Origin of the sequence: Pseudomonas sp. Leaf59 (assembly GCF_920984685.1) — a bacterium.
Classification (GTDB): domain Bacteria; phylum Pseudomonadota; class Gammaproteobacteria; order Pseudomonadales; family Pseudomonadaceae; genus Aquipseudomonas.
Genome location: NZ_CAKLBR010000007.1, coordinates 100,696 through 119,908, shown reverse-complemented (window position 1 = coordinate 119,908; position 19,213 = coordinate 100,696). Strand labels below are relative to the sequence as shown.

The window sequence follows — 19,213 nt, the reverse complement described above, 5'->3', positions numbered from 1 at the left end:
TTTTGCGGCCTCCAGCCTATAGAACGCTGCGAAAAACCAGGATTCTGTGCCCAAGTGCGCCTCAGTCTCTACCTGACAACCCTGAACGGCGGTAACCTCGGTGACCGTCGTTTTCGTTTGGGCCGCTTTTAAGCCTGCCACTTCAGGGGACTCCATGGAAAGAATCGCTTTTAAACCACTGCTCCTTGCCGCCAGCCTCATGGCCTGCATGCCCATGGCCCAGGCGGCGACAACGCTGGTCTACTGCTCCGAAGCCAGCCCCGCCGGTTTCGACCCCAGCCAGTACACCAGCGGCACCGACTTCGACGCCTCGGCCGAAACCGTGTTCAACCGCCTGACCCAGTTCAAGCGCGGCGGCACCGAAGTCGAACCCGGCCTTTCAACCCGCTGGGATATCTCCAAAGACGGTCTGGCGTACACCTTCCATCTGCGCGATGGCGTGAAGTTCCACACCACTGATTTCTTCACGCCGACTCGCGACTTCAATGCCGATGACGTGCTGTTCACCTTCAATCGCCTGCTCGACGCCGACAGCCCGTTTCGCAAGGCCTACCCGTCCGAATCGCCGTACTTCACCGACATGGGCCTGAACACCACGATCAGGAACGTCGAGAAAATCGACGCGCATACCGTGCGTTTCAACCTGAACAACGTCGATGCCTCGTTCGTGCAGAACCTGGCCATGAGCTTCGCCTCGATCCAGTCCGCCGAATACGCCGCGCAGTTGCTCAAGCAAGGCAAGGCCGAAGACATCAACCAGAAACCCGTCGGCACCGGGCCGTTTGTGTTCAAGCGTTACCAGAAGGACTCGCAGATTCGCTACGTGGCCAATAAACAGTATTGGAAGCCCGAGGATGTGAAACTCGACAACCTGGTGTTCGCGATCACCCCGGATGCGGCCTCACGCCTGCAAAAGCTCAAGGCCGGTGAATGCCAGGTGAGCGGCTACCCTCGCCCGCAGGACATTGAAGTGATCAAGCAGGACCCCAACCTGCGCGTGCAGCAGCAGGCCGGGTTCAACCTGGGTTTTCTCGCCTACAACGTGACCCACCCGCCGCTGGATCAGCTCAAGGTGCGCCAGGCGCTGGACATGGCCATCGACAAGCCGGCAATCATCAAAGCCGTGTATCAGGGCGCCGGACAATTGGCGCAGAACGCCCTGCCGCCGGCGCAGTGGTCTTATGACCCGACGATCAAGGACGCCCCGTATGACCCGACCAGGGCCAAGGCGCTACTGAAAGAAGCAGGTATTGCCCCCGGCACTACGATCAACCTGTGGGCGATGACCGTTCAGCGTGCGTCCAACCCCAACGCGCGCATGTCGGCGCAGATGATCCAGCAGGACTGGGCCAAGGTCGGCATCAAGGCCAATATCGTCAGCTATGAGTGGGGCGAATACATCAAACGCGCTAAAAACGGCGAACACGACGCCATGATCTACGGCTGGACCGGCGACAACGGTGACCCGGATAACTGGCTGGGCGTGCTCTACAGTTGTGCCGCGGTCAAGGGCAGCAACTACGCCAAGTGGTGTAACCCGGCCTACGACAAGCTGGTGCAGCAGGCCAAGGTCAGCAATGACCGCGAGCAGCGCATCAAGTGGTATCAACAGGCACAAAAAATCCTTAAGGAACAGGTGCCTATAACGCCTATTGCAAACTCGACGGTTTTCCAGCCGCTGCGTAAGGAAGTGCAGGACTTCAAGATCAGTCCGTTTGGGCTGACACCGTTCTACGGCGTGAGTCTGGAGAAGTAACACAACCGCCCCAACCGGGTGCGCCAGGCGCCTCGGCTGGGCGTTTCTGGTGCGCCCGATGCACCGAAAAAACGCTCTAAATATATGCATTTATGTCAAAACTTTCATAAATGCGACATTCCTGTACGTTCGTACCACACTTTGAGCCCTGCAGCGGTTCAGCATCTTGCAATGGGTATGGCGCCTGCATAAGTATCCGCAGGCCGACTCACGAGGTCGCCCTCACCACCAAAAATGACAACAAATCATGAGGCCAACATGCTCAAACACGCAGTCCTTCCGTTATTAGTGAGCGCGGGCCTAATGGCCGCCGCCCCTGCAGCCCTTGCGGCAACTAACCTGGTGTTCTGCTCCGAAGGGAGCCCGGCCGGTTTCGATCCAGGCCAGTACACCACCGGAACAGACTTCGATGCTTCGGCCGAAACCATGTTCAACCGTCTGAGCCAGTTCGAACGTGGCGGCACCGCCGTGGTTCCTGGCCTGGCCACCAGCTGGGACGTGTCCCCGGATGGCCTGACGTACACCTTCCACCTGCGCGAAGGCGTCAAGTTCCACACCACCCCGTACTTCAAGCCGACTCGTGAATTCTCGGCCGACGACGTACTGTTCACCTTCAACCGGATGATCAACAAAGACGATCCATTCCGTAAGGCCTACCCCACCGAGTTCCCGTACTTCACGGACATGGGGATGGACACCAACATCAAGAACATCGAGAAAGTCGATGACCACACCGTCAAGTTCACCCTTGGCACCGTGGACGCGGCGTTCATCCAGAACCTGGCCATGAGCTTCGCCTCGATCCAGTCCGCCGAATACGCTGCCCAACTGTTGAAGGAAGGCAAACCTGCCGACATCAACCAGAAGCCGATCGGCACCGGCCCGTTCGTGTTCAAGAGCTACCAGAAAGACTCGAACATTCGCTACACCGGCAACAAGGACTACTGGAAACCTGAAGACGTGAAGATCGACAACCTGATCTTCGCCATCACCACCGACCCGTCGGTGCGTATCCAGAAGCTCAAGAAAAACGAATGCCAGATCACCCTGTTCCCGCGTCCGGCCGACCTCAAGGCGCTGGGCGAAGACAAGGACCTGAAACTGCCGCACCAGGCCGGTTTCAACCTGGGCTACATCGCCTACAACGTCATGCCGGTACTCAAGGGCCAGACCGCAGCCAACCCGCTGTCCGACCTGCGCGTACGTGAAGCACTGGACATGTCGGTGAACAAGCAGCAGATCATCGACTCCGTGTACCAGGGCGCCGGCCAACTGGCCGTCAACGCCATGCCACCGACCCAGTGGTCCTACGACACCACCATCAAGGATGCCAAGTACGATCCTGCCAAGGCCAAGGAACTGCTCAAGGAAGCCGGCGTCAAGGAAGGCACCGAGATCACCCTGTGGGCCATGCCGGTACAGCGTCCGTATAACCCCAACGCCAAGCTGATGGCCGAGATGCTGCAGAACGACTGGAAACAGATCGGCCTGAAGGTCAACATCGTCAGCTACGAGTGGGGCGAGTACATCAAGCGCTCCAAAGGCGGCGAGAACCAGGCCATGATCATTGGCTGGAGCGGCGACAATGGTGACCCGGACAACTGGCTGAACGTGCTGTTCGGCTGCGACTCCCTGGCCGGCAACAACTTCTCCAAATGGTGCGACAAGAAATTCGACGGCATCGTAAAAGAAGCCAAGGCTACATCGGATGTCGCCAAACGCACCGAGCTGTACAAGCAGGCGCAACATATCCTCAAAGATGCAGTACCGATGACACCCATCGCGCACTCGACGGTGTATCAACCCATGCGCAACACCGTGCAGGACTTCAAGATCAGCCCGTTTGGCTTGAACTCCTTCTACGGCGTCAGCGTAAGCGGCAAGTAAACATCACTGGCGGCGACGTTTCATAACGTCGCCGTTATTGTTTCTGCCTGGATCGTAGGCAAAAGACTACATATGCATCCATTGCGTCCTACAGCAATGGACTGCGATATGTGCTTCCGCTGCCTACACGGTCCATCCGTCTTTGCGCATTTACTGCAAAGTCCGCGACCCCTAACGTCGTACGACAGCAGAGATGCCACGTTCGGAAAGGCACTTGCTGTGTGTGGGATCAGTAATGTCTTCCTGGCAGGACGCCCGGTTGATTGCTTGCTGATCGATAACTACAAACAAGGATTGGGATCGTCATGCGCCATACCACCGTTCTATCCGCGATTTTCGGCACCAGCCTGCTGGCTGTGGCCACGCTGGGCCAGGCCGCCGACAAGAAGAGCCTGGTGTTCTGCTCCGAGGGCAGCCCGGCAGGCTTCGACACTGCGCAATACACCACCGCCACCGACAACGATGCGGCCGAGCCGCTGTACAACCGTCTGGTCGAGTTTGAAAAAGGTGAGACCAATGTTGTGCCGGGCCTGGCGACCAAGTGGGATATTTCCGAAGACGGCCTGACCTATACCTTTCACCTGCGTGAAGGGGTGAAATTCCACAGCAACAAGGAATTCAAGCCGACGCGGGACTTCAATGCCGACGACGTTCTGTTCACCTTCAACCGCATGCTTGACCCCGACCACCCGTTTCGCAAGGCCTACCCCACCGAGTTTCCATACTTCAACGGGATGAGCCTGAACAAGAACATCGCCAAGGTCGAGAAAACCGGCCCCTACACCGTGGTGATGACCCTGAACACGGTGGACGCCGCGTTCGTGCAGAACATTGCCATGAGCTTTGCCGCCATCCTCTCGGCCGAATACGCCGAGCAGTTGCAGAAGGACGGCAAGCCCAGCGACATCAACCAGAAGCCGATCGGCACCGGGCCGTTTGTGTTCCAGCGCTACCAGAAGGATTCGCAGATCCGTTATGTGGCCAACAAGCAGTATTGGGACCCGAGCCGGGTCAAGCTCGACCAGTTGATCTTCGCCATCAACACCGATGCGTCGGTGCGTGTGCAGAAGCTCAAGGCCGGCGAATGCCAGGTCACCCTGCACCCGCGCCCGGCCGACGTCGACGCGCTCAAGGCCGATCCGAACCTGCAGTTGCTGACCAAGCCCGGCTTCAACCTGGGCTACATCGCCTACAACGTGCGCCACAAGCCGTTCGACCAGCTCGAAGTGCGTCAGGCGCTGGATATGGCGGTGAACAAGCAGAGCATCCTCAACGCCGTGTACCAGGGCGCGGGGCAACTGGCGGTGAACGCCATGCCGCCGACGCAGTGGTCCTACGACGACAGCATCAAGGACGCCGCCTACAACCCGGAAAAAGCCAGGGAACTGCTCAAGGCCGCCGGCGTGAAGGAAGGCACCGAGATCACCCTGTGGGCGATGCCGGTGCAACGTCCGTACAACCCCAACGCCAAGCTGATGGCCGAAATGCTGCAGAACGATTGGGCCAAGATCGGCCTGAAAGTGAAGATCGTCAGCTACGAGTGGGGGGAATACATCAAGCGCACCAAGAACGGTGAGCACGATGTGAGCCTGATCGGCTGGACCGGTGACAATGGTGACCCGGACAACTGGCTGGGCACGCTCTACAGCTGCGACGCCATCGGCGGGAACAACTACTCCATGTGGTGCGACCCGGCGTACGACAAGCTGATCAAGCAAGCCAAGGTCGTGACCGACCGCGAACAACGGACTGTTCTGTACAAACAGGCGCAGCAACTGCTCAAGCAGCAGGTGCCGATCACGCCAGTCGCCCACTCGACGGTCAACCAGCCGTTAAGCGCCAAAGTCGAAGGCTTCAAAGTGAGCCCCTTCGGCCGCAACGTGTTCTCGGGCGTCAGCATTACCCCATAAGAAAATAACCGGATTGCAGAGAGCGAATCGGGCTCTCGCGCAAACGTACGGCCTTTTGTAGGGAAATTTCCTACAGCAAACGTTTGCAACAGCTTGAACGAGTTACACACCCAATAGCCGGATCACCAAAAAAGACCGGCATTAAAAAGAGAACCAAAGGAGCTCCACCCATGAAACTGAGCAACAAAGCGCTTCTGGCCCTGGCCATCAGCAGCATCACGGCAACCGCCTTCGCTGACCCGATCAGCCAGGACTTCGTGCCGACCACACTGGCCGGTACCAGCGCCCAAAGCGAAGCCAAGGGCTTTATCGACGGTCAAAGCCTGGGCGGTACCACGCGTAACTGGTACTCCAATGAAATGAAGTTCCGCGGCCAGAAGTTCAGCTATTACAAAAATGCCGCCGATGAAACCGCTAAAGCAAAAACCAACGTTTCGCGCCGCTACAACTGGGCTCAGGGCACCATTCTCAACTACACCTCGGGCTTCACCCAAGGCACCGTTGGCGTCAGCACCGAAGTAGCCGCCTACAACTACATCGCGCTGATCGATGATCAAAAAGACATCGCTGGCGGCTCCAACCGCACGCTGGCTCACAAATATGGTGATGCTGTCGGCCAGTGGAGCAAACTGGGCCTGGCCAACGTCAAATTCCGCGTATCGAACACCACCTTGACCGCCGGCCGCCAGAACTTCAGCAGCGGCATCATGGACACCATCGGCAACCGTGCGCTGCCTTCGAGCTTTGAAGGTGTGAGTTTCAACAGCGAAGAGTTCAGCAACTTGTCGTTCCAGGGCGGCGTGTTTGACCGCGTTTCGCCACGTACCGAACAGAGCCTGTCGAAATTCCGCAGCGAATACAGCAGCAGCGGCGTTGAGACCGACAAGGTCTACACCCTGGGTTTCAACTACCAGCCGCTTAAAAGCCTGAAAACCAGCGTCTTCGCCGCCAACGTCAAAGACTTCTGGAACCAGTACTACTTCGGCGCGACCCACGAACTGGGTGATGCGCAGACGCTGAGCCTGACCACCGGCCTGAACTACTACAAGACCGTGGATGAAGGCAAAAAGCTGATGGGCGATATCGACAACGACACTTACTCGTTGTCGCTGGGCCTGACCCACCAGGCCCATAGCCTGACCTTCTCGTACCAGCAAGTGAACGGTAACGAGTACTTCGATTACCTGCACGAAACCAACGGCATCTACCTGGCCAACTCCCTGACCTCTGACTTCAACGGTCCGAACGAGAAGTCCTTCCAGGTTGCCTACGGCATCAACATGGCCGAATACGGCGTGCCAGGCCTGAAGTTCAACATCTACTCCGCTCGCGGCTGGGGCATCGACGGTACTCACTACCGCGGCGACAACGGTATCAAGGACTTCGCTTACAACGGCATCCAGTCCCAGGACGGCGAACACCACCAGGAATACGGCGTCGGCAGCTCCTACGCCATCCAGAGCGGCCCTCTGAAAGCCACCACCGTTCGTGCTACCTACGTGACACACCGCGCCAGCGAGAACCAGTCTGACGGCAACATCAAGGAATTCCGTCTGGTCACCACCATCCCGTTCAACATCCTTTAATTAGCACCAGGTAGACGGCGGGCTCCCAGGAGCCCGCCGTCTACGTTTGTCTGGTCCCATCGATTGCAGAGGGCTCTGAATGAAAATGCTCCCGCTACAAGCCGCCATTGCTGCTGCGCTGTTGAGCGTTGCGATCGGCGTTTCGGCCAAACCGCTGGTGGTCTGCACCGAAGCCAGCCCGGAAGGTTTTGACCCGGTGCTGTACACCACCGCCGTCACCGCCGACGCGGCGGCCGAAACCATGTTCAACCGTCTGGTAGACTTCAAGCCCGGCACTACCGAGATCGTGCCCGCGCTCGCCAACGCCTGGGAAATCAGTGAGGACGGCCTGACCTACACGTTCCATCTGCGCGACGACGTCAAGTTCCACACCACCGACTACTTCAAACCCACGCGCAACATGAATGCCGATGATGTGCTTTGGAGCTTCCAGCGCCAGCTGGACCCGAAACACCCATGGCACAACAAGTCCAACGTGGGCTACCCGTACTTTGAAAGCATGGGCTTCAAGGATCTGCTCAAGAGCGTGGAGAAGACCGACGACCACACCGTGGTCTTCACGCTGACGCGCCCTGAAGCACCGTTCCTGGCCGATGTTGCGATGCCGTTCACCGCCATCCACTCCGCCGAATACGCCGACAAGCTGCTCGCTGCCGGCAAGACCGAAGAGCTCAACAGCAAACCGATCGGCACCGGGCCGTTCATCTTCACCCGCTACCAGAAAGACGCCCAGGTGCGCTTCAAGGCCAACCCGGAGTATTTCCGTGGCAAGCCTCCAGCCGACCCGTTGATCCTGGCCATTGCGGTCGACAACAACGTGCGCCTGCAAAAGCTCAAGGCCAATGAATGCCAGATCGCGCTGTATCCCAAGCCCGATGACCTGCCCAGCATCAAGAACGATCCGAACCTGAAGGTCGCTGAACTCGCGGCGATGACCACCGCCTACACCGCCCTGAACACCACCCACAAATACATGAGCGACGCGCGGGTGCGTCACGCGATCAATATCGCGTTCGACAAAAAGGGCTACAACGAATCGCTGTATGGCAAAGGCAACGCCGTTGACGCCACCGGCCCGTACCCGCCGACCCTGCTGGGCTTCAGCGACAAGCTGAAAAACCCGCCGCGTGACCTCGACAAGGCCCGCGCCCTGCTCAAGGAAGCCGGCGTACCGGAAGGCACTGAGTTCACCCTGTTCACCCGTAACGGCGGCGGCCCGACCAACCCGAACCCGATGCTCGGCGCACAGCGCATGCAGGCGGATCTGGCGCAGATTGGCCTGAAGGTGAATATCAAAGTTATGGAATGGGGCGAAATGCTCAAGCGTGCTAAAAACGGCGAGCACGACATGGTTTCCGCCGGCTGGGCCGGTGACAACGGTGACCCGGATAACTTCCTCACGCCTAACTTGAGTTGCGATGCAGCGAAAAACGGCGAAAACTACGCCCGTTGGTGTAACAAAGAGTTTCAAGACTTGATCGACAAGGCGCGCGCCATCGCTGAACCCGCTCAGCGCGCCGCACTCTATGAACAAGCCATGGACGTTTTCGACAAGGATCAACCGTGGATTCCCATGGCCTACCCGAAAATGTTCACCGCCATGCGTAAAAACGTCGAGGGTTATATCCAAAGCCCTCTGACCACAAATAACTTCGCCACCACCCAGGTGAAGTAAATAAGAGAAACGCTCGGCACCGTCGACATTGACGGTGCCGAACCTGCCTAACCGGCTGATTGAGGTAAACGACAAGATGTTTAGTTTTATTGCCCGCCGACTGGGGTTATTGATCCCCACGTTCTTCGGCATCACGTTGCTGACGTTTGCGTTGATTCGCATGATCCCCGGCGACCCCGTAGAAGTCATGATGGGCGAACGCCGCGTCGACCCCGAGATGCACGCACAGGCAATGGAACGCCTTGGCCTTAACAAGCCCCTGTATGCGCAATACCTGGACTACGTCGGCAAGCTCGCCCAGGGCGACCTTGGCGAATCGCTGCGCACGCGCACCAGCGTGTGGACCGAGTTCACCGCCCTCTTTCCCGCGACCCTGGAACTGTCCATGGCCGCCCTGTTGTTCGCCGGCATCCTGGGCCTTCTGGCCGGGGTGATCGCGGCACTCAAGCGAGGATCCCTGTTCGACCACGGGGTGATGGGCATCTCCCTGGCGGGATATTCGATGCCAATCTTCTGGTGGGGCCTGATCCTGATCATGTTCTTCTCGGTGAGCCTGGGCTGGACCCCGGTGTCCGGGCGTATCGACCTGCTCTACGACATCGAGCCGCGCACCGGCTTCATGCTGATCGACACGCTGCTGGCTGACGAGCCGGACGCGTTCTGGGACGCGCTGCACCACCTGATCCTGCCGGCCATCGTGCTCGGCACCATCCCACTGGCGGTGATCGCGCGGATGACCCGTTCGTCCATGCTCGAAGTGCTGCGTGAGGACTACATCCGTACCGCCAAGGCCAAGGGCCTGTCGCCGGCGCGCGTGGTATTCGTCCACGGCCTGCGCAACGCGCTGATCCCGGTGCTTACCGTGGTCGGCCTGCAAGTCGGCACCCTGCTGGCCGGTGCGGTCCTGACCGAAACCATCTTCTCCTGGCCCGGCATCGGCAAATGGCTGATCGAAGCCATTGGCGCGCGGGACTACCCGGTGGTGCAAAACGGCATCCTGCTGATCGCCTGCCTGGTGATCCTGGTGAACTTCGTGGTGGATATCCTCTACGGCTTCGCCAACCCACGCATCCGTCACCAGCGCTGAGATCATGACCATGACCACACCTACTCCAGTGTCAGCAGTCGATCAAAGCCTGCTGTACCCGTCCCCGTACAAAGAATTCTGGCAAGCCTTCTCCAAGAACAAAGGCGCAGTTGCCGGCCTGGCGTTTATGTTGCTGATCGTGTTCTGCGCGATCTTCGCCCCCTGGGTTGCACCGCATAACCCCAGCGAGCAATACCGTGACTTCCTGCTGACCCCGCCGTCGTGGCTCGAAGGTGGGCAGATCCAGTTCCTGCTCGGCACCGACGAACTGGGCCGCGATCTGCTCTCGCGCCTGATCCAGGGCTCGCGCCTGTCGCTGCTGATCGGCTTGTCGTCGGTGGTGATGTCGCTGATTCCGGGCATCCTGCTGGGCCTGTTCGCCGGGTTCTTCCCGCGTTTGCTTGGCCCCACCATCATGCGTTTGATGGACATCATGCTGGCCTTGCCTTCACTGCTGCTGGCCGTTGCCATCGTCGCGATCCTCGGCCCTGGCCTGATCAACACCGTGATCGCCATCGCCATCGTCTCGCTGCCGTCCTACGTGCGTCTGACCCGTGCTGCGGTGATGGGCGAACTGAACCGCGACTACGTGACCGCCGCGCGCCTGGCCGGTGCCGGCCTGCCACGCCTGATGTTCATCACCGTGCTGCCCAACTGCATGGCACCGCTGATCGTGCAGGCCACGCTGAGCTTCTCCTCGGCGATCCTCGACGCAGCCGCCCTGGGCTTCCTCGGCCTTGGCGTACAACCGCCAACGCCTGAGTGGGGCACCATGCTGGCCTCGGCCCGTGACTACATCGAACGCGCCTGGTGGGTCGTGAGCCTGCCGGGTCTGACCATTTTGCTCAGCGTGCTGGCAATCAACTTGATGGGCGACGGCCTGCGCGATGCGCTGGACCCGAAACTCAAGAACGCCGCCTGAGGAGATTCCCATGTCACTGTTAGAAATCAAGAATCTCAATGTGCGCTTCGGCGACTCGACCGCCGTGCCGGTGGTCGACGGCCTCGACATTTCGGTCGACAAAGGCGAAGTGCTGGCCATCGTTGGCGAGTCGGGCTCGGGTAAATCCGTGACCATGATGGCGCTGATGGGCCTGATCGAGCATCCAGGCATTGTCACCGCCGATGCGCTGACCTTCGACGGCAAGGACATGCTCAAGCTGAGCAACCGCCAGCGCCGCCAGATCGTCGGCAAAGACCTGGCGATGGTGTTCCAGGACCCGATGACTGCGCTGAACCCCAGCTACACCGTGGGTTTCCAGATTGAAGAAGTGCTGCGCCTGCACCTGAAAATGTCCGGCAAGCAAGCGCGCAAACGTGCCATCGAGCTGCTGGAAAAAGTCGAGATCCCGGGCGCCGCCAGCCGTATGGACGCCTACCCGCACCAACTGTCCGGCGGGATGAGCCAGCGTGTGGCAATCGCCATGGCAATTGCCGGCGAGCCCAAGCTGCTGATCGCGGATGAGCCGACCACCGCGCTGGACGTGACCATCCAGGCGCAGATCATGGAACTGCTGCTGGCCCTGCAGAAAGAACAGAACATGGGCCTGGTGCTGATCACCCACGACCTCGCGGTGGTGGCCGAAACCGCCCAGCGCGTCTGCGTGATGTATGCCGGCCAGGCCGTGGAAGTCGGCCAGGTGCCGCAACTGTTCGACATCCCGGCGCACCCCTACAGCGAAGCGCTGCTCAAGGCGATCCCCGAGCACAGCCTGGGCGCCACGCGCCTGGCCACGCTGCCGGGCATCGTGCCGGGCCGCTACGACCGTCCGCAGGGCTGCCTGCTGTCGCCACGCTGCCCGTACGTGCAGGAAAACTGCCGCACCCAGCGCCCGACGCTCGACCCTAAAACCAACAGCCTGGCGCGCTGCTTCTACCCCTTGAACCAGGAGGTGGCGTAATGGCCGTCGTTCTTACCGCCCGCGACCTGACCCGTCACTACGAAGTGTCCCGTGGCCTGTTCAAGGGCCATGCACTGGTACGCGCGCTCAATGGTGTGTCGTTCGAACTGGAAGCCGGCAAGACCCTCGCCGTGGTAGGCGAGTCGGGTTGCGGCAAGTCCACCCTGGCCCGTGCTCTGACGCTGATCGAAGAGCCGTCTTCGGGCTCGCTGAAAATCGCCGGCCAGGAAGTCGCCGGCGCCGACAAGGCCCAGCGCAAGCAACTGCGCAAAGACGTGCAGATGGTGTTCCAGAGCCCGTACGCCTCGTTGAACCCGCGCCAGAAAGTCGGTGACCAGCTCGGCGAACCACTGTTGATCAACACCAACCTGTCCGCCGCCGAACGCCGCGAGAAAGTGCAGGCGATGATGAAGCAAGTGGGCCTGCGCCCTGAGCATTACCAGCGCTACCCGCACATGTTCTCCGGCGGCCAGCGCCAGCGCATCGCCCTGGCTCGCGCGATGATGCTGCAACCGAAAGTGCTGGTGGCGGATGAACCGACCTCGGCGCTCGACGTGTCGATCCAGGCCCAGGTGCTCAACCTGTTCATGGATCTGCAGCAGGAATTCAACACCGCCTACGTGTTCATCTCCCACAACCTGGCGGTGGTACAGCACGTTGCCGATGACGTCATGGTGATGTACCTCGGCCGCCCGGTTGAGGTGGGCCCCAAGGAAGACATCTACGCGCGTCCGCTGCACCCGTACACCCAGGCGCTGCTGTCGGCCACCCCGACGATTCATCCGGACCCGAACAAGCCGAAGATCAAGATCGTCGGCGAACTGCCCAACCCGCTGAACCCGCCGTCCGGCTGCGCGTTCCACAAGCGCTGCCCTTACGCGACCGCACGGTGCAGCAGCGAGGAGCCGCTGCTGCGGCCGCTGGATAATCGGCAGGTGGCTTGCCATTACGCGGAGCAATTCGTTGCTTAGGTAACCTGTGGGAGAGGGCGTGCCCGCGAAGGCGGTGGGTCAGTCGACAGCGCCGCGACTGACACTCCCGGATAGGTCAGCTCCCCTACATAGCGTTCTACAGCCCTTCCCGTCAGGTTGCGCATCAGCCTGGCGGGAGGGGCTTTCTTTTGGCGACTCAGGTGTCGCCGTCGTCGTAGGTTTCGCTGTCTTCCCCTTCGTTAAGCGGCTGCTCCGGATCTACCTGAGGCTGGGGTTGGGCTTGGGGTTGCCAACTGCCGGAATTGACTTCGTTCTGCTTTCTCTTGGTGACTGGGCCGGTGTCTTTCCATTGTGGGGTTCCTCTGTCCGCCGACGCGGGGAGAGCCGTCAGTCCCAGGGCCGCGGCCAATGCCAGATGGATTGCGTATTGAAGGTTTCGCACGGGGGGCTCCTTTTCAGTCGATAGGTAGACGCTAGACCCTATGTGGGGTTAGCGCCAATGGCTGGGCAGGGTGGGGTTGGATCGGGGGCATATCCGTTTTCGGGTGATAGCGGATATGGGTTCCGCCCTTACGGCGGGTCACTTTGGAAAGCCCCCAAAGTAACCAAAGGGCGCTTGCCCCACCACTCGGCACCTCGCTCAGGCTCGGTGTGCCCGCACACAGGCTTGAATCCGTGGGCCGCCGCAATGGGCCATCCCTGGCCCAGTGCGGCTAACCCGGCGTCCTGCCGGGTTACCCACGGATTCAAGCCTGCGTTCGGCCAGCGTGGTTAACGGGGCGCCTAAGATCAAGATCAAAAGCCAGAGCCAGAGCCAGAGCCAGAGCCAGAGCCAGAGCCAGAGCCAAGCAGATCAAAAACGGTGTGATACCTATCAGACAAATGGAGATCCAAATGTGGGAGGGGGCTTGCTCCCGATGGCAGTGGGTCAGCTACACATAAGTTGACTGACCCACTGCCATCGGGAGCAAGCCCCCTCCCACATTTTGTACAGCTTTCGGCAGACACTTGCAGCCGTTACCGCAGCAACGTATAGGTACACCCCACCCTAAAAAAGGGTGAAGCCATCACAGCTTCACCCTTCTATTTACCGCTCAGACTTTAGTGATGCTCACGCGTCGCGCGGAATTTCACATCCGGCCAGCGCTCTTCCATCAGCGCCAGGTTCACCCGCGTCGGCGCCAGGTAGGTCAAGTGCCCACCGCCGTCAATCGCCAGGTTTTCCACGGCCTTGTTGGAGAACTCTTCCAACTTCTTCTTATCGGCGCAATCGATCCAGCGCGCCGAATACACGGTGATCGGCTCATACGAGCACTCAACCTTGTATTCCTCTTTCAAACGGCTGGCGACCACGTCGAACTGCAGCACACCCACAGCGCCGAGGATGATGTCGTTGCTGCGCTCGGGGAAGAACACCTGGGTAGCCCCCTCTTCCGCCAGCTGCTGCAAACCCTGGCGCAATTGCTTGGACTTGAGCGGGTCACGCAGGCGTACGCGACGGAACAGTTCCGGGGCGAAGTGCGGGATGCCGGTGAAGCCCAGCGCTTCGCCTTCGGTGAAGGTGTCGCCGATCTGGATGGTGCCGTGGTTGTGCAGGCCGATGATGTCGCCGGCGTAGGCCTCTTCGAGTTGTTCACGCTCGGAGGAGAAGAACGTCAGGGCGTCGCCGATGCGCACGTCCTTGCCGGTGCGCACGTGGCGCATCTTCATGCCTTTTTCGTAGCGACCCGAGCAGATGCGCATGAAGGCAATACGGTCGCGGTGCTTGGGGTCCATGTTCGCCTGGATCTTGAACACGAAACCGCTGAATTTCTCTTCGACCGGCTCCACGGTGCGCTCGTTGGCGACACGGGCCAGCGGTTTCGGCGCCCAATCCACCACGGCATCAAGCACATGGTCGACACCGAAGTTGCCCAAGGCCGTCCCGAAAAACACCGGGGTCAGTTGGCCGTCGAGGAATTCCTGCTGGTTGAACGCGTGGCAGGCGCCCTGCACCAGTTCCAACTGGTCGACAAAGCGGTCGTACTCGTCACCCAGGTGGGCTCGGGCTTCATCGGAATCGAGCTTCTCGATGATTTTCACATCGGTGCGTTCATGACCGTGGCCGGCGGTGTAGACAATGATGTAGTCGTCGGCCAGGTGGTACACACCCTTGAAGTCGCGGTAGCAACCAATCGGCCAGGTGATCGGCGCGGCCTTGATCTTCAGGACGGCTTCGATTTCATCCAACAATTCGATCGGGTCGCGGATGTCGCGGTCGAGTTTGTTGATGAAGCTGACGATCGGCGTGTCGCGCAGGCGGCACACGTCCATCAGCGCGATGGTGCGTGGCTCGACGCCCTTACCGCCGTCGAGCACCATCAACGCCGAGTCCACCGCCGTGAGGGTGCGGTAGGTGTCTTCGGAGAAGTCTTCGTGGCCCGGGGTGTCAAGCAGGTTGACCATGTGGTCGCGATACGGGAACTGCATGACCGACGTGGTAATGGAGATACCCCGTTGTTTTTCCATTTCCATCCAGTCGGAGGTGGCATGGCGGTCGGATTTACGCGATTTCACCGTGCCGGCCACTGCGATTGCCTTGCCCATCAGCAACAGCTTCTCGGTGATGGTGGTCTTACCGGCATCGGGGTGGGAAATAATAGCGAAAGTGCGGCGTTTCGCGACTTCGGCGGCCTGGTGGGTCATGGGAAATCGCCTGGCAGGTGAGTCAAAAAAGGGGCGCGAGTATAGCGCAAACCCCACGGGTCGGACCACCGTTCACCCGATCAGGGGTGGCTAAATGCTGCCAAGTGTGGAACCTTTTAAAAGGTGGAGACGTCCACTCCCCTGTTATCGCACTCGTAACAGGGCTGAAAAATCAGCAAGTTAGCCTGACGGGGCTGCGCTCATGGCTCGATACATACCGCGTTGCCGGTATCGACGAGCTGCTTTTCGCGAACGCTTTCGCCGACAGCCAGCAATGGCATTGCCGCCGGAGAATGTGTTCGCCGACAAAAGAAAAAAGGAGTCCGCCTGTGGCTATTCGCTATGGCAAAGGGCTGATAGGAGGTGCGGTTGTCGTCGCGCTCCTGGCCCTGCTGGTCCACTGGATCGGCATCAACACGATCGAACTGTACCGCGACGATTTGTTGTTTTACCTGCAAGCTCATCTGATTCTGGTTTTAGTCTCCATGCTGGCCGCCCTGATTGTGGGCATCCCTGCCGGCATCCTGCTGAGCCGACCGAACATGGTCGGGCGCGCCGAGCGCTTCATGCAGATCTTCAATATCGGTAACACCGTCCCTCCCCTGGCCGTACTGGCCATCGCCCTCGGCGTCCTCGGCATCGGCAGCGGCCCGGCCATTTTCGCGCTGTTTCTCGCCTCCCTGCTGCCCATCGTGCGAAACACCTACGAAGGCCTGAAGAATGTGCAGGGCTCGCTGAAAGAAGCCGCCACCGGCATCGGCATGACCCCGCGCCAGGTGCTGTTTCGCGTGGAATTGCCCAATGCCGTGCCGATCATCATCGGCGGCGTGCGCGTGGCCCTGGCGATCAACGTCGGCACCGCACCGCTGGCGTTCCTGATCGGCGCCAACAGCCTGGGCAGCCTGATCTTCCCCGGCATTGCCCTGAACAACCAGCCGCAACTGCTGCTCGGCGCCGCGTGCACCGCGCTGCTGGCGTTGCTGCTTGACGGTCTGGTGACCATGGCCAGCCGCCTCTGGCTGGAACGCGGGCTGCGTCCGTCTTAAGGCTGGGTAAAGGAATTCACATGAAAAAACTAACGTTGATATTGAGCTGCGTCCTGCTGTGTGCAGGCATCGCGCAAGCCGCCGAAAAACCGGTCATCCGTATCGGCGCCCGGGTGTTCACCGAACAGACCCTGCTCGCCGAAATCACCTCCCAATACCTGCGCACCAAAGGCTATGACACCCGCGTCACTGGCGGCCTGGGCAGCAACCTGGCGCGCAGTGCCCAGGAAAGCGGGCAACTGGACCTGCTCTGGGAATACACCGGCGTGTCGCTGGTGGCCTACAACCACATCGACGAGAAACTCGACAGCGCACAGTCCTACGCCCGTGTGAAAGAACTCGACGCGAAAAAAGGCCTGACCTGGCTGTCGCCGTCGCGCTTCAGCAACACCTACGCCCTGGCGCTGCCGGACAAGGTGGCCAGGGAACATCCCGAAATCAACACTATCAGCGACCTCACCAAGGCCATGGCGGCAGATACCCGGGAACACCGCCTGGTGGCGCTGGACACCGAGTTCGCCAACCGCTCCGACGGCCTCGCCGGCATGGTCAAGCTCTACGACATGAACCTGACCCGCGAGAACACCCGGCAGATGGACGCAGGCCTGGTATACACCGCACTGCGTAACGGCCAGGTGTTTGCAGGGCTGGTCTACACCACCGACGGTCGCCTCAACGCGTTCAAATTGAAGCTGCTGGAAGACGACCTGCACTACTTCCCGGACTACACGGCCGCGCCGGTGATCCGTCAGGAATACCTCGACCAGCATCCGCAACTGGCCGCCGAGCTCAAGCCACTGGCCGATCTGTTCGACGATACAACCATGCGCCAGCTCAATGCGCGGGTCGACGTGGACCATGAGAGCCCGTCCGCCGTTGCCGCAGATTTCCTGCGCCAACATCCCATCAACTAACGAGGAGAAGACATGGAATTTTTAAACGCCTTTTCCCATCTTGATTGGGCCCAGGTGCTGCAACTGACCTGGCAGCACATCACTCTGGTCGGCATTGCCGTACTGCTGGCGATCTTCATTGGCGTGCCCCTGGGCGTGCTGATGACACGCTTCCCGACGCTCGCCGGCCCCTTGCAGGCCAGCGCCACGGTGCTGCTGACCGTGCCGTCGATTGCGCTGTTCGGCCTGTTGCTGCCGTTCTACTCCAAATTCGGCCAGGGCCTGGGACCGATGCCGGCGATCACCGCCGTGTTCCTCTACTCGCTGCTGCCGATCATGCGTAACACCTACCTCGCCCTGACCGGCGTGGAACCGGGCATCCGCGAGGCCGCCAAAGGCATCGGCATGACCTTCGGCCAGCGCCTGCGCATGGTCGAGCTGCCGATTGCAGTGCCGGTGATCCTCGCCGGCGTGCGCACCGCCGTGGTGATGAATATCGGTGTGATGACCATTGCCGCCACCATCGGCGCCGGTGGTCTGGGTGTACTTATTCTGGCTTCCATCAGCCGCAGCGACATGTCGATGCTGATCGTCGGCGCCGTGCTGGTCAGTCTTCTGGCCATCTTCGCCGACCTGCTTCTGCAATGGCTGCAACGCTCGCTGACTCCAAAAGGACTGCTCAAATGATCGAACTTCAAAACCTGACCAAGACTTTTCAAAGCAACGGCAAGACTGTCTCCGCCGTGAACGACGTAAGCCTGACCGTCAATGAAGGCGAAATTTGCGTATTCCTCGGCCCGTCGGGCTGCGGCAAGAGCACCACGCTGAAAATGATCAACCGCCTGATCAAGCCCACCTCGGGCAAGATTTTGATCAATGGCGAAGACACCACCGACCTCGACGAAGTGACCTTGCGTCGCAACATCGGGTATGTGATCCAGCAGATCGGTCTGTTCCCGAACATGACCATCGAGGAAAACATCGTGGTGGTGCCCAAACTGCTGGGCTGGGACAAGCAGAAATGCCACGACCGCGCCCGCGAATTGATGAGCATGATCAAGCTCGAACCCAAGCAATACCTGCACCGTTACCCGCGTGAATTGTCGGGCGGCCAGCAGCAGCGCATCGGCGTGATCCGCGCACTGGCGGCCGATGCGCCGCTGCTGCTGATGGACGAACCGTTCGGCGCGGTCGACCCGATCAACCGCGAGATGATCCAGAACGAGTTCTTCGAGATGCAACGCGCGCTGAACAAGACCGTGATCATGGTCAGCCACGACATCGACGAAGCCATCAAGCTGGGCGACAAGATCGCGATCTTCCGCGCCGGCAAGCTGCTGCAGATCGATCATCCGGACACGCTGCTGGCGCACCCGGCTGACGAGTTCGTGAGCAACTTCGTCGGCCAGGACAGCACCCTCAAGCGCCTGCTGCTGGTGAAGGCCGAAGACGCGGCAGACAACGCCCCGTCGGTAAGCCCGGAAACCCCGGTGGCCGATGCGCTGGAACTGATGGACGAGCATGACCGCCGTTATGTGGTGGTCACCTGCGCCGAGAACAAGGCGCTGGGTTATGTACGCCGCCGCGACCTGCACCGCCAGGCCGGTACTTGCGGCCAATACCTGCGCGAATTCAACGCCACGGCGGCGTATGACGAGCACTTGCGCATCCTGTTGTCGCGCATGTACGAGTTCAACCGCTCATGGCTGCCGGTAATGGACGCGGAGCGGGTGTTCCTGGGTGAAGTGACTCAGGAGTCGATTGCCGAGTACCTGAGTTCCGGCAAGTCCCGTGGGGGCAAGACCAGCATCGTTTCGCCTGCCGAGACTGCCCTGGCCTGATCTGACACCCTACG

At 60.2% G+C, this 19,213-nt stretch carries 15 protein-coding genes; 13 read left to right on the top strand and 2 right to left on the bottom strand.

The window, feature by feature from the left end:
• Nucleotides 1-154: 154 nt before the first annotated feature.
• From LUB09_RS10225 to LUB09_RS10185, 9 genes are all read left to right on the top strand, one after another.
• On the top strand, nt 155-1,756 hold the full coding sequence (locus LUB09_RS10225; protein ID WP_231422509.1) for an ABC transporter substrate-binding protein: 1,602 nt from the start codon (nt 155-157) through the stop codon (nt 1,754-1,756).
• A gap of 258 nt (nt 1,757-2,014) precedes the next feature.
• Entirely contained in the window at nt 2,015-3,643 is a 1,629-nt protein-coding gene (locus LUB09_RS10220) for an ABC transporter substrate-binding protein (RefSeq protein WP_209988550.1), read from the top strand.
• Between the two features lie 305 nt (nt 3,644-3,948).
• The gene (locus tag LUB09_RS10215; protein ID WP_209988547.1) at nt 3,949-5,553 is read left to right on the top strand and encodes an ABC transporter substrate-binding protein; all 1,605 of its coding nucleotides are present in this window, start codon (nt 3,949-3,951) and stop codon (nt 5,551-5,553) included.
• A gap of 170 nt (nt 5,554-5,723) precedes the next feature.
• Complete coding sequence (locus tag LUB09_RS10210) at nt 5,724-7,139, top strand: OprD family outer membrane porin (protein WP_231422508.1); 1,416 nt, start codon at nt 5,724-5,726, stop codon at nt 7,137-7,139.
• Between the two features lie 79 nt (nt 7,140-7,218).
• Entirely contained in the window at nt 7,219-8,814 is a 1,596-nt protein-coding gene (locus tag LUB09_RS10205; RefSeq protein ID WP_209988541.1) for an ABC transporter substrate-binding protein, read from the top strand.
• Nucleotides 8,815-8,890: 76 nt separating this feature from the next.
• Nucleotides 8,891-9,901, top strand: coding sequence for an ABC transporter permease subunit (locus tag LUB09_RS10200; RefSeq protein ID WP_003171721.1), 1,011 nt, complete (start codon nt 8,891-8,893; stop codon nt 9,899-9,901).
• 10 nt (nt 9,902-9,911) lie between these two features.
• Nucleotides 9,912-10,823 carry an ABC transporter permease subunit gene (locus LUB09_RS10195; RefSeq protein ID WP_209988538.1) on the top strand — a complete coding sequence of 304 codons (912 nt, stop codon included), beginning with the start codon at nt 9,912-9,914 and terminating at the stop codon, nt 10,821-10,823.
• Between the two features lie 10 nt (nt 10,824-10,833).
• Nucleotides 10,834-11,802: an ABC transporter ATP-binding protein gene (locus LUB09_RS10190; protein ID WP_209988536.1), complete on the top strand. Its 969-nt coding sequence runs from the start codon at nt 10,834-10,836 to the stop codon at nt 11,800-11,802.
• A complete protein-coding gene (locus tag LUB09_RS10185; RefSeq protein WP_106578631.1) occupies nt 11,802-12,773 on the top strand; it encodes a peptide ABC transporter ATP-binding protein in 972 nt (323 codons plus the stop codon). The genes LUB09_RS10190 and LUB09_RS10185 overlap by 1 nt, the downstream gene beginning before the upstream one ends.
• A gap of 157 nt (nt 12,774-12,930) precedes the next feature.
• Here LUB09_RS10185 and LUB09_RS10180 read toward each other — a convergent pair whose 3' ends face one another.
• Nucleotides 12,931-13,176: a hypothetical protein gene (locus tag LUB09_RS10180; protein ID WP_209988534.1), complete on the bottom strand. Its 246-nt coding sequence runs from the start codon at nt 13,174-13,176 to the stop codon at nt 12,931-12,933.
• Nucleotides 13,177-13,835: 659 nt separating this feature from the next.
• Nucleotides 13,836-15,419, bottom strand: coding sequence for a peptide chain release factor 3 (locus tag LUB09_RS10175; RefSeq protein WP_209988531.1), 1,584 nt, complete (start codon nt 15,417-15,419; stop codon nt 13,836-13,838).
• Between the two features lie 329 nt (nt 15,420-15,748).
• On the opposite strand from LUB09_RS10175, the gene LUB09_RS10170 reads away from it, so the two are divergent.
• From LUB09_RS10170 to LUB09_RS10155, 4 genes are read left to right on the top strand one after another with little or no spacing between them, the layout of a single operon-like run.
• Nucleotides 15,749-16,465, top strand: a complete 717-nt coding sequence (locus LUB09_RS10170) for an ABC transporter permease (RefSeq protein WP_004372306.1) — start codon at nt 15,749-15,751, stop codon at nt 16,463-16,465.
• A gap of 20 nt (nt 16,466-16,485) precedes the next feature.
• On the top strand, nt 16,486-17,379 hold the full coding sequence (locus tag LUB09_RS10165; protein WP_209988528.1) for a glycine betaine ABC transporter substrate-binding protein: 894 nt from the start codon (nt 16,486-16,488) through the stop codon (nt 17,377-17,379).
• A 12-nt stretch (nt 17,380-17,391) separates the two neighbouring features.
• Nucleotides 17,392-18,045: an ABC transporter permease gene (locus tag LUB09_RS10160; protein ID WP_004372310.1), complete on the top strand. Its 654-nt coding sequence runs from the start codon at nt 17,392-17,394 to the stop codon at nt 18,043-18,045.
• Nucleotides 18,042-19,199, top strand: a complete 1,158-nt coding sequence (locus LUB09_RS10155; protein ID WP_004372312.1) for an osmoprotectant ABC transporter ATP-binding protein OsmV — start codon at nt 18,042-18,044, stop codon at nt 19,197-19,199. Before LUB09_RS10160 ends, LUB09_RS10155 begins: the two co-directional genes overlap by 4 nt.
• The last annotated feature ends 14 nt before the right edge of the window (nt 19,200-19,213 follow it).

Coding starts and splice junctions, on each gene's coding strand:
- LUB09_RS10225 (WP_231422509.1), top strand. CDS start 155: ATGGAAAGAATCGCTTTTAAACCACTGCTCCTTGCCGCCAGCCTCATG.
- LUB09_RS10220 (WP_209988550.1), top strand. CDS start 2,015: ATGCTCAAACACGCAGTCCTTCCGTTATTAGTGAGCGCGGGCCTAATG.
- LUB09_RS10215 (WP_209988547.1), top strand. CDS start 3,949: ATGCGCCATACCACCGTTCTATCCGCGATTTTCGGCACCAGCCTGCTG.
- LUB09_RS10210 (WP_231422508.1), top strand. CDS start 5,724: ATGAAACTGAGCAACAAAGCGCTTCTGGCCCTGGCCATCAGCAGCATC.
- LUB09_RS10205 (WP_209988541.1), top strand. CDS start 7,219: ATGAAAATGCTCCCGCTACAAGCCGCCATTGCTGCTGCGCTGTTGAGC.
- LUB09_RS10200 (WP_003171721.1), top strand. CDS start 8,891: ATGTTTAGTTTTATTGCCCGCCGACTGGGGTTATTGATCCCCACGTTC.
- LUB09_RS10195 (WP_209988538.1), top strand. CDS start 9,912: ATGACCACACCTACTCCAGTGTCAGCAGTCGATCAAAGCCTGCTGTAC.
- LUB09_RS10190 (WP_209988536.1), top strand. CDS start 10,834: ATGTCACTGTTAGAAATCAAGAATCTCAATGTGCGCTTCGGCGACTCG.
- LUB09_RS10185 (WP_106578631.1), top strand. CDS start 11,802: ATGGCCGTCGTTCTTACCGCCCGCGACCTGACCCGTCACTACGAAGTG.
- LUB09_RS10175 (WP_209988531.1), bottom strand. CDS start 15,419: ATGACCCACCAGGCCGCCGAAGTCGCGAAACGCCGCACTTTCGCTATT.
- LUB09_RS10165 (WP_209988528.1), top strand. CDS start 16,486: ATGAAAAAACTAACGTTGATATTGAGCTGCGTCCTGCTGTGTGCAGGC.
- LUB09_RS10160 (WP_004372310.1), top strand. CDS start 17,392: ATGGAATTTTTAAACGCCTTTTCCCATCTTGATTGGGCCCAGGTGCTG.
- LUB09_RS10155 (WP_004372312.1), top strand. CDS start 18,042: ATGATCGAACTTCAAAACCTGACCAAGACTTTTCAAAGCAACGGCAAG.